Source organism: Pontibacter oryzae, from assembly GCF_003576375.1.
GTDB classification, from domain to species: domain Bacteria; phylum Bacteroidota; class Bacteroidia; order Cytophagales; family Hymenobacteraceae; genus Pontibacter; species Pontibacter oryzae.
This window is the reverse complement of sequence record NZ_QWGE01000002.1, coordinates 265,826-280,019: the sequence shown is the minus strand read 5'-3', so window position 1 is coordinate 280,019 and position 14,194 is coordinate 265,826. Positions and strand designations below refer to the sequence as shown.

The window sequence follows — 14,194 nt, the reverse complement described above, 5'->3', positions numbered from 1 at the left end:
GCCTGCCATTCTGTCACACTTTTAAGAACATTATAGTATATTTGCAGCTGTAATACGAGGTAACATGGATCCAATAGTAGATTTAGATTTTATAGACAGCCGTACACCGGAGCAAGCCGCCGCCTGCGACACCAAGGTTACGGTTACCACTAATACTGGGAAAACCCGCAGGTTATACATTGAGAGTTACGGCTGCCAGATGAATTTCTCAGACAGCGAGATTGTATCATCGATTATGTTTGAGCAGGGCTTTGACACCACCTCCAACATCGAAGACGCTGACCTGGTGTTCTTGAACACGTGCTCCATCCGTGAGAAAGCCGAGCAAACCGTACGCAACCGCCTGGGCCAGATCAATTATTACAAAAAGAAGAAGCCGGATATGATGGTTGGTGTGCTGGGCTGCATGGCCGAGCGCCTAAAAAAATCATTGTTAGAGGAAGAAAAGATAGTTGACCTGGTGGTTGGCCCGGATGCTTACCGCGACCTGCCTAACCTGATAAACGAAGTGGATGGCGGCCAGAAAGCCGTTAACGTGCTCCTCTCCCGCGAGGAAACATACGCTGACATCAACCCTATCCGACTGAATAGCAATGGCGTGAGCGCGTTTATCTCAATCATGCGTGGTTGCGATAACATGTGCTCTTTCTGCGTGGTGCCGTTTACCCGTGGCCGTGAGCGTAGCCGTGATTCTTATTCTATCGTGCGTGAGGCGCAGCAGTTGATCGATAATGGCTATAAGGAAGTTACCCTGCTTGGCCAGAACGTGGACTCTTATAAGTGGACATCCGAGGATGGCGCTGAAACCGTCAACTTTGCCCAGCTGCTGGAGAAAGTGGCCCAACTGAGCCCGGAGCTGCGCGTACGCTTTTCTACCTCCCACCCGAAGGATATCACGGATGAAGTGTTATACACCATGAAGAAGTATGACAACATCTGCAAATACATACACTTGCCGGCACAGAGCGGTAACTCGCGTGTACTGGAGCTAATGAACCGCACCTACGACCGCGAGTGGTACCTGAACCGTGTGGATGCTATTCGTGCGATACTTGGCGAGGAATGCGGTATTTCTTCGGATATGATTGCCGGCTTCTGTACCGAAACTGAGGAAGAGCACCAGGATACGCTATCTTTGATGGATTACGTGCAATACGATTACTCTTACATGTTCTTCTACTCTGAGCGCCCAGGCACCTTAGCGGCACGCAAGCTGGAGGACGACATTCCGCTGGAGGTAAAAAAACGCCGTTTGGCCGAGATCATCGAGAAGCAGCGCGAAACCTCGCTTAACCGCAACAAGCGCGATATAGGCAGAGTGCACCGCGTGCTGGTAGAGAACTTCTCTAAAAAGTCTGACCAGCAGCTAAGCGGCCGCAACGACCAGAACAAAGTAGTTATCTTCGACAAAAAGCACTACAAGAAAGGCGACTACGTGAACGTTTTTGTACACGATTGCAGTGTAGGCACACTCTTCGGCGAAGCAGTCGATTAATGCGTTGCGCTGGCTTGGGCAAAGTATAAATTTTATGCCCAAGCCAGTGCTTCCCCAAATCTATACATCGGATAATGCGCAATATTGATATACAAAGTATAAAACAGCGCTTCGGCATCATCGGAAACTCCCCTTTGCTGAACCACGCCATACAGGTAGCGGCACAGGTGGCCCCTACGGATATGACGGTGATGATCACTGGGGAGAGCGGCAGTGGTAAAGAGTCATTCTCCAAGATCATACATCAGCTTAGCCCACGCAAGCATGGCCAGTTCATTGCCATTAACTGCGGCGCCATACCAGAGGGCACTATCGACTCCGAACTGTTCGGCCACGAGAAAGGCTCCTTTACCGGCGCTCAGGAAGCTCGTAAAGGCTATTTCGAGGTAACCGACGGGGGCACTATCTTTCTGGATGAGATCGGGGAAATGCCCTTGGGCACGCAGGCGCGCTTGCTTCGCGTGCTCGAGAATGGCGAGTTTATTAAAGTTGGCTCCTCTAAAGTTCAGAAAACCGATGTACGTGTGGTTGCCGCCACCAACGTAAACCTGATCAACGCCGTGGACAAAGGCACGTTCCGTGAGGACTTATACTATCGCTTGAATACCGTTCCGATTTCCGTGCCGCCGCTGCGTGAGCGCGGGAACGACATTTACCTACTGTTCAGAAAGTTCGCCTCGGATTTCTCCGACAAGTATAAAATGCAGCCGATCAGCCTTACGCCCGATGCCGTGAAGGAGCTGGAGGCTTTCCGCTGGCCAGGCAACATTCGCCAGCTCAAGAACATTGTGGAGCAAATATCGGTGCTTGAGTATGACCGCGATGTGAATGCGGAAACCCTGAAACGCTATCTGCCTTACGAGCAAACCTCGCAGCTGCCGGCCGTGTTGGCCCGCGAAAACGGCACCGAAGGCAAGATATCGGAGCGCGACCTGCTTTACAAAGTGCTTTTTGATATGCGCCGCGATATGTCTGAGCTGAAAAAACTGGTGTTTGACATGCTGGCCCATCAGCCAAACGACGAGGAGCTTCTGCGCGAGCACAGCCACCTCTTTGAGAACATGGAGCAGCAGCCTGCGTACCCAAGCCGAAACTACCCGCAGGAGCCCGTGCAGAAAGAACCATACTACCTGCCGATCAAGCACACGGCACCGCAGGAGTACGAGGATGACAAAGTGGAAGACATCCCGCATGAAACCGAGGAAGAAAGCCTATCTTTAGAGGATAAGGAAAAAGAGCTGATCCTGAAAGCGCTCAAGAAACATAACAACAAACGCAAGTATGCCGCTCAGGACCTGGGCATTTCAGAACGTACCCTCTACCGCAAACTCAAGCAGTATGACATTGAAGAATAATCTGCGCCTGTTCAGCTATCCGCTAGTGCTGTTGATGCTCTTGGCGTGCAGCGGCTGCGGCATTTACTCTTTTACCGGCACCACGATATCACCGGACATCAAAACGCTGTCTATCCAGAACATTGAGAATAGCACCGGCGAGGGCCCGTCTAATCTCACACAGGTTATCACCAACAACTTTAAGGATTATTACCGCCGCAACACGAACCTGACTATTATTCAGAGCCAGGGAGATTTGCAATTGGAAGGCCAGATTGTTAGCTTTACCTATGCCCCAGCCGCGATACAACGCGACGGCCAGCAGGACATTGCCTCGCTGAACCGCCTGACGCTTGGGGTGCAGATACGCTTTACCAATGTTAAGCAACCGGAAAAGGATTTCGACAGGACTTTCTCTATTTCACAGGATTTTCCGCAGAACGTCGACATCACGCAGCTATCTACCGCCCAGATCGAGCAACTTTCTGAGCAATTGGTTGTGGATGTGTTTAACAAGACCGTGGCAGATTGGTAATGCCGACTTACAATTTGTAGCTAAGCCAGCATGAATAAATCCGCTTTTCTAGAGCTCATTAAGCAAGCCACCTCCATCTCCGACCAGCAAACGGAAGAACTGGAGAAGGTTGCGGCAACGTTTCCGTATTGCCAGACGGCGCACCTGCTTCTGGCTAAGTCGGCCTACGACAAAGGAAGCATGCTTTCTACGCAGCGTTTGCGCCGGGCATCGGCCTATGCCACCAACCGGCAGCTGCTTAAACGCATCATTTATACTTCGCCGGTTGCAGAGCCGGTTTTTGAGGAACCAGCCGCACCGCCTGAAGTCGCTACCCTAGCGCAGACTGACGCTCCGCAGGAAGAACCCAATAGCGTAAGCCTTCAAGAACAAAATCAACTGGAGGAACCTACTATAGTTGCAGAACATGAAGTTATACTTCCTGATAACTCGATTACCTCCAAAGAGCCTTCTACGGAGGTTCAATTTATAGAAGAAGAATTTGCAACGGTTCAGGGAGAAGAAACTGAAGAAGCAGCCCAGGCAGAAGAGTCCGCTTATTCTTCAGAGCATGTTGCTGATGAGGTTCAGTTTGAACAGCACGAGTCTATATCCGCTGAGGAAGAAGAAATAGAGCCTGCAACAGAATTACATGCATCAGAAGAACCGGCTGCGGACATACTGGAGCAGCCCATGGAGAAACTGGACTCTGAGCTTGCCCTGCTCCTGACTATCAAGAGCCTGAGCCCTTCGTTTACAGATCTTCTGGCGCAGAAACCGGACGAAACGGCTTACCAAGCCCCGGAACAAATCACGGAGGAGCTTATCCCAGAGTTACAGGAAAACTCTGAAAATGTAGAAGTAACCATTACCGCACCTGAGGAGCCGCTTGCCCAAGAAACGCCAGAACCATCAGAAGATGACCTGGCAAAACTTATCGCAGCTGAGACAGCCGCTGCCGCCAAAGCATACTTTAGCCTGGACACCAACCAGGACGAACTACCGGAACTTACCTATGACCTGCCTGAAACCCAGGAACAACAGCCACAGGTTGAGCCGCAGGAGGATGAAGTAAAGTATGTCTTTGATGAAATAGACCAGATGTACCAGCAGGATGTCCTGGGTTACTGGATGGCATCAAGCCGCATGGGCGAAGCGCTACAGCTAAAAGAACAGGAAGAAATTACGCGCATTAAGCCGCAGGGCTTCCACCCCGAGCTGATTCTTGAATACAGTAAAACACATGAATTTGAGCCGCAAGAAGAGCCAACCCCTCCTACCTTGCATCAGCAGCTCAACATCATCGACCAGTTCCTGAAGATTAACCCGCGCCTCAAAGCCATGAACAATGTGAAGATGAAGCCTGAGCCTCAGGAGGATTTATCACTTAAAAGCTCTAAGATTAAGCGTGGCATAGCCTCTGAAAGTCTGGCCAATATATTTTTAAAGCAAGGCAAAGTGAAAAAAGCAATAAAAATATATGAGCAACTCATTTTGAAATATCCGGAAAAAAAGAGTTACTTTGCCGAACAGATCGAAAAATTACAAAACCTAAGTTAACATGTATATCGCCCTTATCAGTATCATTATTTTTGTCTGCGTACTGCTCGTTTTGGTTGTACTTGCTCAGAACCCTAAGGGAGGCGGCCTGTCTAGCCAGTTTGGCGGTAGCACCAGCCAATTAATGGGCGTAAAGCGCACAGGCGACCTGTTAGAGAAACTAACATGGGGATTTGCAATCACGCTGGTAGTGCTTACGCTGGCTACACAGATGATTGGCAATGACGGTGAAGGCGCTATAAGAAGCGTGAATGAAGAGCGTGCTCGTCAATCGCAGCTTCCGGCGGCACCTGCTGGCGCGTTACCAGGTGTTGTAGATAGCACAGCTACTATTCCGGATGCAGCTGACATCCCTGAAATGATTGATACTGCTGAGGCAGAATAACGAAACAATACATATTTTAAAAAAGCCGACCCCTACAGGTCGGCTTTTTTATTTTTAATTGGTGACAGCCATACCTGACAGTTTTGCTAAAAAAGTTCCGCACCCTGACACAGTCTGCCAAACTTGACAGGCTTAATGGCGTTAGAAACTGAAAATTTGGCTTGAATTGGGAACTTTCACGTCTTGGCACAGGAAATGATAAAGGTTCGGTGCATTAAAGATTAAAAAAACATAATCTAATAATCAAAAACTATGTCAATCAACATTAAACCATTAGCGGACAGAGTAATTGTAGCTCCTGCTGCTGCAGAAGAAAAAACAAAGTCTGGTATCATCATCCCTGACACTGCGAAAGAAAAGCCTCAGCGTGGGGAAATCGTAGCCGTAGGCGAAGGAAAAGTATCTGAGCAAGGTGCCCTGATGAAGCCGCAGGTAAGCGTAGGAGACACTGTGTTGTATGGCAAATATGCTGGTACTGAGATTTCGGTTGACGGCAATGACTACCTGATCATGCGTGAGTCTGACATCCTGGCTATCCTTTAATCTAAAACTGATCAGTAAACCTAATCTGTAAAAAATATTATGGCAAAAAATATCACATTCGATAGCGAAGCCCGCCACAAAATCAAATCTGGCGTTGATAAGTTAGCAAATGCTGTTAAGGTTACGCTTGGCCCGAAAGGCCGTAATGTAATCATCGATAAAAAATTCGGTGCGCCAACCATCACCAAAGATGGTGTTTCAGTAGCAAAGGAAATCGACCTGAAAGACGCCATCGAGAACATGGGTGCGCAGCTTGTAAAAGAGGTTGCTTCTAAGACTGCTGACCAGGCTGGTGACGGTACTACTACTGCCACTGTACTTGCGCAGGCAATTTATACTGCCGGTATTAAGAACGTGGCTGCCGGTGCAAACCCAATGGACCTGAAGCGCGGTATCGACAAGGCTGTTGAAGCTGTTGTGGCCAACCTTAAGTCTCAGTCTAAGAAAATTGAGAACTCTTCTGAAATTTCTCAGGTAGGTACAATCTCTGCCAACAACGATCCTGAAATCGGTAAAATGATTGCCGATGCTATGGATAAAGTTGGCAAGGATGGTGTAATTACCGTAGAGGAAGCAAAAGGTACTGAAACTGAGGTGAAGACTGTGGAAGGTATGCAGTTTGACCGTGGTTACCTTTCTCCATACTTCGTAACTAACCCAGAGAAAATGGAGGCTGAGTTCGACAACCCTTACATCCTGATCTACGACAAGAAAGTTTCTACGATGAAAGAACTGCTTCCGGTATTGGAGCAAGTGGTTCAGACTGGTAAAGGCTTGATCATTGTGGCTGAGGACGTAGACGGCGAGGCGCTGGCTACACTGGTAGTAAACAAACTGCGTGGCTCACTGAAGATTGCCGCTGTTAAAGCTCCGGGCTTCGGCGACAGAAGAAAAGCTATGCTGGAAGATATCGCAATCCTAACAGGCGGTACGGTGATCTCTGAAGAGCGCGGCTACAAGCTGGAGAACGCTACTTTAGAATATCTTGGCCAGGCTGAGAAAGTGATCATCGACAAAGACAACACTACTGTAGTTAACGGTGCTGGTACAAAAGATGATATCGTTGCGCGTGTTAACCAGATCAAAGCGCAGATGGAGACTACTACATCTGACTATGACAAGGAGAAACTGCAGGAGCGTTTAGCGAAGCTTTCAGGTGGTGTTGCTATCCTTTACATCGGTGCTTCTACGGAAGTAGAGATGAAAGAGAAGAAAGACCGCGTGGATGATGCCCTGCACGCAACCCGTGCTGCCGTTGAAGAAGGCATCGTAGCTGGTGGTGGCGTAGCCCTAATCCGTGCCCTGGATGCCCTTGAAAACGTGAATGTAGATAACCCTGACCAGAAAACTGGTGTTCAGATTATCAGAACTGCACTGGAAGCTCCGCTTAGAACAATCGTTTCTAACGCTGGTGGCGAAGGTTCTGTAGTAGTACAGGCTGTTCGTGAAGGCAAGGCCGATTATGGTTACAATGCCCGCGATGACAAGTATGAAAACATGTTTGCAGCTGGTATCATCGACCCAACTAAAGTTACGCGTCTTGCCCTTGAGAACGCCTCTTCTATTGCCGGCCTATTGCTGACAACTGAGTGTGTGGTTTCTGAGGAGCCGGAAGATGATAAAGGTGGTGCACCAGCTATGCCTCCAGGAATGGGCGGTATGGGCGGCATGATGTAATACCAAATCCTATCAAAAACCCTGAGCTAGCAATGGCTCAGGGTTTTTGCTTTTAATCTTAAAACCAAAAGCTGCTACTATTGCATGCGTTAGTCAACTTCTGCAATCTTTATTTTTATTTCATGCGGGGCGGTTTCGTCGCCGCCAAAGTATGGGTACAGCTGATAGCCATTGACTGAGCCGCTACAGGCTCTCGGCAAAACTACCTCCTTTTCTCCAACAGTGAAGCGATACTGCTCCTCCTCCACGTTCAGTTCACAAAGTATAGATTCACCTATGGCTACTTCGGTTATCAACTCATACTTAACCTGCTTGTTTACATACGTGTAACCCAATAATTCTAAGCGATTGTTATACCATCGCCAGCCAAACCTTGCGCTGTTTACGTGGTGAAATGACCCACAATCCGAAAAACCATACAGCTTATTTATGTCACCCTGGTTATTGGGGCTTTTAGAAGTATAAACAGCCGAACTATCAAAAAGCACCTGGAATTTAAGGCTTGTGGCATTAAGTTGCTTATAGGTATTTTTATCTGAATAATGTCCTCCCTTAGCAATAGTATACACAACTGCTAAATCAACAATGCCAGGTTCAGCTGCTTTGGGGGTAATTTCGGCAATAGTGTTGCATGCGCCCAGTAAAGTACAAAGCAGCACTGCTAGCGCATTCAGGCGCTTTTTTAAATAAAAGAGCATTGGCTAAAAGTATAATTTGGCTAAAAATTGATCTTATAGAATTATTTAAAAGCAGGAATTATTGTAACAAATAATCATGCGTACTAATATATAAGATTTTCAAACAAAAAGGCCTCGTACGGAGTTCCGCACGAGGCCTTTTTGAATATTTTTGATAGTATCGGCTAGCTCATCTCAGCTTCCAGCAGTTGTCCGGCCTGAGCCTCTTTTTCGCCATTCTTTTGGTCTTCCATGCCATGCGTTAGCTTGTTTATGCGCTTAGTAAGTATCATAAGCAGAATGCCAAGGAAGATAGTGAAACCAGCGATATACATGAAGATTTCCAACTCACCCAGACGTACCGCCCAGATACCAATCCAGGAAGCTACATAGTTACCTAAACCGGTTACGGCAAAATATAAACCCATCATAGATGCCACAATGCGCTTAGGGGCCACCTTTGTGATAAATGAAAGCGACACCGGTGATAATGCAAGCTCACCCAAAGTATGGAATAAGTATGCAAATACTAGCCAATGCAACGATGACAAACCATCGGCAGAAGAGTTGCGCTGCATAGAAGCAAACACCATAAAGATAAAGCCTACACCAAGTATGGCAGAGCCTAAGCCCATTTTAAAGATTGATGGCGGGTTTTTACCGCGCTTAGCAAGCGCAATCCAAAGCGCTGCCACAATACCACCTGTAGTAATTATAAAGAAGGAGTTTAAGCCTTGTAACCAAGCTGTAGGCACTTCCCATCCAAACACAAAGCGATCAGTGTACTGAAGCGCGTAGAGGTTCATGAGGCCACCTGCCTGCTCAAAAGAGGCCCAGAACACGAGCACAATCACAAATGAAATCAGGATAGCGAAAATTCTGTCCCACTCGTTTCTGTTGAACCCCAAAAAGCCGCCATGTGATGCGCCTTGTTCATTTTTAGTGAATATTTTATCTTCACTAGGCTCGTCTTTGGTAAGGTTACCAACCCCGTGAAGGTACTTGCGGCCCCATATAAACACAACCTGGCCTAATATCATACCGAATCCGGCAAGGCTAAATCCATAGTGCCAGCCATAAGTTTCGCCAACATAACCAACAATAAGGGAGGCGAGTAAAGCGCCCAGGTTAATACCCATGTAGAAGATGGTAAAACCAGAATCGCGGCGGCTATCGCCTTCTTGGTAAAGCCCTCCAACCATTGTGGAGATATTTGGCTTTAGCAAGCCTGTACCTGCCACAATTAAGCAAAGTGCAGTATAGAAAGCCCACTCCGGAGGGTAAGCCATAAGCAAGTGGCCTGCCACCAGTGTAAAACCACCAATAATAACTGCTTTCTTTTGGCCAAGCACTTTGTCAGCCAGAATACCACCAGGTATAGACATTAGGTATACTAACATCGTATAGATACCATAAAGCTTCAGGGCTTCTTCACTGGTCCAGCCATAGCCGCCTTTTGTATTAGACACCAGAAACAGCACCAGGATGCCACGCATACCATAGTAGCTGAAGCGTTCCCACATCTCTGTGAAAAACAGTACCATTAACCCTTTGGGATGCCCAAATAATGTACCTTGGTTATCAATGAAACCAGGGGCCCTCCCTCCAGAAATATTCTGAGATTTTGACATAAGTTAGATTAAATTACTATGAACGGTTTCCGCATTTAAAATTAAAAATACGATTATGGTCTGAGGAAAACAAATTTTTTAACCTGCCTTATGTTCTTGCCAAATCGCGGTTTAAACAGTTCAGACGTAATTTATTAATGCTTACTCTGAGTTAAGCGTTCCATTATTGGCTAAGTAGTAATAAATAACACCCCTTTTGTTGAAGCAATCATTCTGCTATTTAATAGCTGCTGCTAGCGCAATAAGTCTGTGTGCATTTCGCTGGCAAAGCATGAACCAAGGCAACTGGATTCCGTAGAATCCGGTAAGTGTGTAAGATTTAGCTAAATCAATGCAGAAGCGCGTTACAACATGTTTTAACTCAATTTGTGCGGCTCTATAATAGCGTGTGAGCAAAATAATAAGTAATTAATCACCTATTATTTTAACTTATATTTTTTTCATAATAAAACATAAAGAAACATGTTAATAACAGCGTGTAAAAATACAACAGAAAGCTGTATAACGATTGCTTATAAATGATTTTATAATATTAAATCGACCACCCTATCACAACTGCATTATATAATTTAAACATGAGTGGCCTTTAACCAAAATTTTATATATCTACATAATATTCGCTTAAGCTGATAGCGATATACTATTTTTTCTATTTTTGCATCATAGTTCCGTTATAACCTATATATATCAATCAAACCCAAAAATTTCAATGAAAGTATCTGGAGATAAAACTAATGCAGTGGGGCTGGAAAGCATCGGCATATCTGAGGCAAAAGAGGTACTATGGAACCTTAGCCCTGCCGAACTTGTGGAAGAAGCTATTAAGAACAATGAAGGAACTTTAACAAGTACAGGCGCCCTGATGTGTGATACTGGAAAGTTTACAGGCCGCTCACCCAAAGACCGTTTTATTGTAAAAGATGCCAAAACAGAAAACTCTGTGTGGTGGGGTGATATAAACATCGCGTTTGACTCCGATAAGTTTGACCAGCTGCATGAGAAAATGGTCAACTTCCTAAAGGATAAAAAGCTATATGTACGCGACGCTTATGCAGGCGCTGACCCAGAGTTCCGCCTCAACCTACGCATAGTAAACACGCAAGCATGGCATAACCTTTTCTGCAACAACATGTTCTTGCGCTTGACTCCTGAAGAACTCAAGAATCACACACCAGAGTTCACCATCTTATGCGCCCCAGAGTTCGAAGCTGACCCAAGCATAGATGGAACCCGCCAATCGAACTTTGCCATTATCAATTTCACTAAGAATATGATTCTAATTGGTGGCACAGGGTATGCCGGCGAGATGAAGAAGGGTATTTTTGGGGTATTAAATTACCTGCTCCCTCACGAGCGCAACACACTTTCTATGCACTGCTCAGCAAATGTTGGCAAAGACGGGGATACCGCTATCTTCTTCGGGCTTTCAGGAACAGGCAAAACAACGCTTTCTGCAGACCCCAACCGTGGCCTTATCGGTGACGATGAGCATGGCTGGACAAAGAACAGCGTATTTAACTTTGAGGGTGGTTGCTATGCCAAAGTTATTGATCTGACGCACGAGAAAGAACCCCAAATTTGGGACGCAATCAAGTTTGGCGCTATCGTAGAAAACACTCGCTTCGCTCCAGGCACGAGAGAGGTTGACTATACCAATAGCTCTGTAACTGAAAACACGCGTACAGCCTATCCTATCAATCATATTGACAATGCTATTGAGCCATCCATAGCGGATATACCAAAAAACATATTTTTCCTTACTGCGGATGCTTTTGGAGTGCTACCTCCAATTTCCAAGCTAAATTCCAGCCAAGCTATGTATCACTTCATCTCAGGTTACACGGCTAAAGTTGCTGGAACTGAGGTGGGCATCACAGAGCCTCAGACAACTTTCTCAGCATGTTTCGGCGCAGCATTCTTGCCTTTGCACCCGACCAAGTATGCTGAAATGTTAGGCCAGAAAATGAAAGAGAATGATGTAAGCGTGTGGCTTGTAAATACAGGCTGGACCGGAGGCCCGTACGGTGTAGGCCACCGCATGAAGCTGCCATTTACCCGTGCCATGATTACTGCCGCTCTAAACGGGGAGCTTGCTAATGTCGAGTTTACTAAACATCCTATTTTTGGTGTAGAGATGCCAAATAGCTGCCCTGGGGTTCCATCTGAAATTCTGAACCCACGCAACACGTGGGATAACAAAGAAGAGTATGATACGAAAGCAACAGAGCTTGCCTCTAAGTTTGTGAGAAACTTCCAAAAGTATGCCGATGACGCCAACGATGAAATTATGGCTGGGGCCCCGCAAGTTGAAGTGACTATAGATTAACTCAGGTAATTATTATAAGCTTAAAGCCACTCTACAGTACTGTAGAGTGGCTTTTTTATTTCTATAAAAGCACAAATTCTGTACTTTCGTATAATTTGAGATGAGCACACTAGCGGCTCTTAAACCCTTAACCAGACTTTAACGTGCACTTATTTTACACCCCGGATATTAAAACTGAGATTTATACTTTAAGTGAGGAGGAATCTAAGCACTGTACTCGCGTATTGCGCTTAAATCACGGTGATACAGTGTACTTAGTCGACGGTAACGGCGGAAAATATACGGCTATCATTCAAGATGCGCATCACAAGCGCTGCCAGCTGCAAGTAGTTGAGAAACAGATTGAATATGGCAAGCTTCCCTATGTGTCGCATATTGCGGTGGCGCCAACTAAAAACATGGATCGTATGGAATGGTTTGTAGAGAAAGCCGTAGAGATTGGCGTTAGCGAAATCACATTTTTGCTTTGCGAACACTCTGAACGTAAGAACCTGCGCCTTGACCGCCTCGAGAAAATTGCCGTTAGCGCCATGAAGCAGTCTCAAAAAGGGTATTTACCACTTTTGCACGACATGACACCATTTCATCGGTTCATAAAAAAAAGCCTTCCGCAGCATACGTTTATCGCTCACCTTGAAAATGATGCAACTAAAAGTATTAAAGAGCACTTTAGTTACGGGAAACCGCACTGTGTTATGATCGGACCGGAAGGAGATTTCTCTACAACCGAAATTGCCGCTGCTTATGAAGCAGGTATCAAGCCGGTTACACTGGGCCAGAGCAGGTTGCGCACCGAAACGGCTGCCCTTGTTGCATGCCATACCTTGCACGTACTCAACGATATCTACGCGCCACTATAAAACGCTGCTTATGAAACGCTTGCTTCTGCCCATCTTTTTCCTATGTATACTAGCAACCACAGCTTATCCACAGACCTTCGGCTTTAAAATAGCTAAGCTAAAGTATAACGGTGGCGGAGACTGGTATGCTAACAAAACTGCGTTGCCTAACCTCATTCAATTCTGCAATCAGAACCTGAACATGAATATCGCTCCTCAGGAAGCTGTGGTTGAGGTCGGAAGCCCGGAGTTGTTTAGTTACCCTTTTGTACACATGACGGGCCACGGTAACATCGTTTTTTCAGATGCAGAAGCCCAAAATCTGCGTAATTACTTGATAAGCGGCGGTTTTCTGCATATCGATGATAACTATGGCCTTGATAAATTCATCCGGAAGGAAATGAAAAAAGTGTTTCCAGAGCTTGAATTTGTTGAGCTACCTTTTGACCACCCGATTTACCGGCAAAAATATACGTTTGCGCGCGGCTTACCCAAGGTGCATGAGCATGATAACAAGCCGGCGCAAGGTTTCGGATTGATCTATAAAGGCCGCCTAGTATGCTATTATACTTTCGAAACCGATTTAGGAAATGGTTGGGAAGATCAGGAAATATACAACGACCCAGAGCCAATAAGGCAACAAGCCCTGCGTATGGGTGCTAATATTGTAACTTTTGCCCTTACCCAGGAATAAAAGAGTCTTACTTATACTTTCGGTTGAATATCTCTGATAAAATTACAGCATCGCGCGCTGTAGTAGGGTTCTTAAGTATTTCAGCGTACTTACTGCTAACGCGCCGTTTTCTCTCATAGGCATCAAAGCTTTTCTCGCGATGCAGCCTAGAGCGTTTAGCAGCTTCTAGGGCTTCAGCCGGTTTCTCCCACGAGAGAACTTTAGGTGCTGGCCCTTCATAAGATTTATACTTGCTCTGCGTAGTTGTAGCTGCTACCGTAGGTATCGTTTGAGTTACAGCTTCCTGCACACGCTCTCTGGCTTCCTGTGTAGCTCTTTTAGCCTTGGGTTGCATTTCGCGCAATATATCTTCAAAAGAAGTTACGGGGCGAGGCGGTTGCTCCCGATACGTCTGCTGTTCTCTAGGAGGCCGCTCATCGGTATCAGTATCGCTCTTAAAAGCTTTACGCCACTGAGTTATCAAAAAATAAGCAGCCGCAGCCAGTATATAAATAATTATTTTGTAATCGTCCATAGTAT

13 protein-coding genes are annotated in these 14,194 nt (G+C 46.2%); 10 read left to right on the top strand and 3 right to left on the bottom strand.

What is annotated here, in order from left to right; genetic code table 11:
• Positions 1 to 64 precede the first annotated feature (64 nt).
• From miaB to groL, 7 genes are all read left to right on the top strand, one after another.
• Positions 65 to 1,495, top strand: coding sequence for a tRNA (N6-isopentenyl adenosine(37)-C2)-methylthiotransferase MiaB (gene miaB, locus D1627_RS06055; protein ID WP_119431341.1), 1,431 nt, complete (start codon positions 65 to 67; stop codon positions 1,493 to 1,495).
• 74 nt (positions 1,496 to 1,569) lie between these two features.
• Positions 1,570 to 2,850 carry a sigma-54 interaction domain-containing protein gene (locus D1627_RS06050; RefSeq protein WP_119431340.1) on the top strand — a complete coding sequence of 427 codons (1,281 nt, stop codon included), beginning with the start codon at positions 1,570 to 1,572 and terminating at the stop codon, positions 2,848 to 2,850.
• A complete protein-coding gene (gene lptE, locus D1627_RS06045) occupies positions 2,834 to 3,364 on the top strand; it encodes an LPS assembly lipoprotein LptE (RefSeq protein WP_119431339.1) in 531 nt (176 codons plus the stop codon). The genes D1627_RS06050 and lptE overlap by 17 nt, the downstream gene beginning before the upstream one ends.
• A gap of 30 nt (positions 3,365 to 3,394) precedes the next feature.
• On the top strand, positions 3,395 to 4,903 hold the full coding sequence (locus tag D1627_RS06040) for a tetratricopeptide repeat protein (RefSeq protein WP_119431338.1): 1,509 nt from the start codon (positions 3,395 to 3,397) through the stop codon (positions 4,901 to 4,903).
• A gap of 1 nt (position 4,904) precedes the next feature.
• The gene (gene secG / locus D1627_RS06035; protein ID WP_119431337.1) at positions 4,905 to 5,288 is read left to right on the top strand and encodes a preprotein translocase subunit SecG; all 384 of its coding nucleotides are present in this window, start codon (positions 4,905 to 4,907) and stop codon (positions 5,286 to 5,288) included.
• Between the two features lie 252 nt (positions 5,289 to 5,540).
• A complete protein-coding gene (gene groES, locus D1627_RS06030) occupies positions 5,541 to 5,831 on the top strand; it encodes a co-chaperone GroES (RefSeq protein ID WP_199688389.1) in 291 nt (96 codons plus the stop codon).
• Positions 5,832 to 5,870: 39 nt separating this feature from the next.
• Complete coding sequence (gene groL, locus D1627_RS06025) at positions 5,871 to 7,508, top strand: chaperonin GroEL (RefSeq protein WP_119431336.1); 1,638 nt, start codon at positions 5,871 to 5,873, stop codon at positions 7,506 to 7,508.
• Between the two features lie 89 nt (positions 7,509 to 7,597).
• On the opposite strand, the gene D1627_RS06020 is transcribed toward groL, so the two are convergent.
• Together D1627_RS06020 and D1627_RS06015 are read right to left on the bottom strand one after the other, a co-directional pair.
• Positions 7,598 to 8,206, bottom strand: a complete 609-nt coding sequence (locus D1627_RS06020; protein WP_119431335.1) for a hypothetical protein — start codon at positions 8,204 to 8,206, stop codon at positions 7,598 to 7,600.
• A gap of 164 nt (positions 8,207 to 8,370) precedes the next feature.
• Entirely contained in the window at positions 8,371 to 9,816 is a 1,446-nt protein-coding gene (locus tag D1627_RS06015) for a peptide MFS transporter (RefSeq protein ID WP_119431334.1), read from the bottom strand.
• 709 nt (positions 9,817 to 10,525) lie between these two features.
• Between D1627_RS06015 and pckA the strand changes: the two genes are divergently transcribed.
• The 3 genes from pckA to D1627_RS06000 all read left to right on the top strand — a co-directional run bounded on the left by pckA (position 10,526) and on the right by D1627_RS06000 (position 13,675).
• Complete coding sequence (gene pckA, locus D1627_RS06010) at positions 10,526 to 12,142, top strand: phosphoenolpyruvate carboxykinase (ATP) (protein ID WP_119431333.1); 1,617 nt, start codon at positions 10,526 to 10,528, stop codon at positions 12,140 to 12,142.
• 143 nt (positions 12,143 to 12,285) lie between these two features.
• Positions 12,286 to 13,002: a 16S rRNA (uracil(1498)-N(3))-methyltransferase gene (locus D1627_RS06005; protein ID WP_119431332.1), complete on the top strand. Its 717-nt coding sequence runs from the start codon at positions 12,286 to 12,288 to the stop codon at positions 13,000 to 13,002.
• A gap of 10 nt (positions 13,003 to 13,012) precedes the next feature.
• Entirely contained in the window at positions 13,013 to 13,675 is a 663-nt protein-coding gene (locus tag D1627_RS06000; protein ID WP_119431331.1) for a DUF4159 domain-containing protein, read from the top strand.
• Positions 13,676 to 13,682: 7 nt separating this feature from the next.
• Here the strand turns inward: D1627_RS06000 and D1627_RS05995 are convergent, their stop codons facing one another.
• A complete protein-coding gene (locus D1627_RS05995; protein ID WP_119431330.1) occupies positions 13,683 to 14,189 on the bottom strand; it encodes a hypothetical protein in 507 nt (168 codons plus the stop codon).
• Between the last annotated feature and the right edge of the window lie 5 nt (positions 14,190 to 14,194).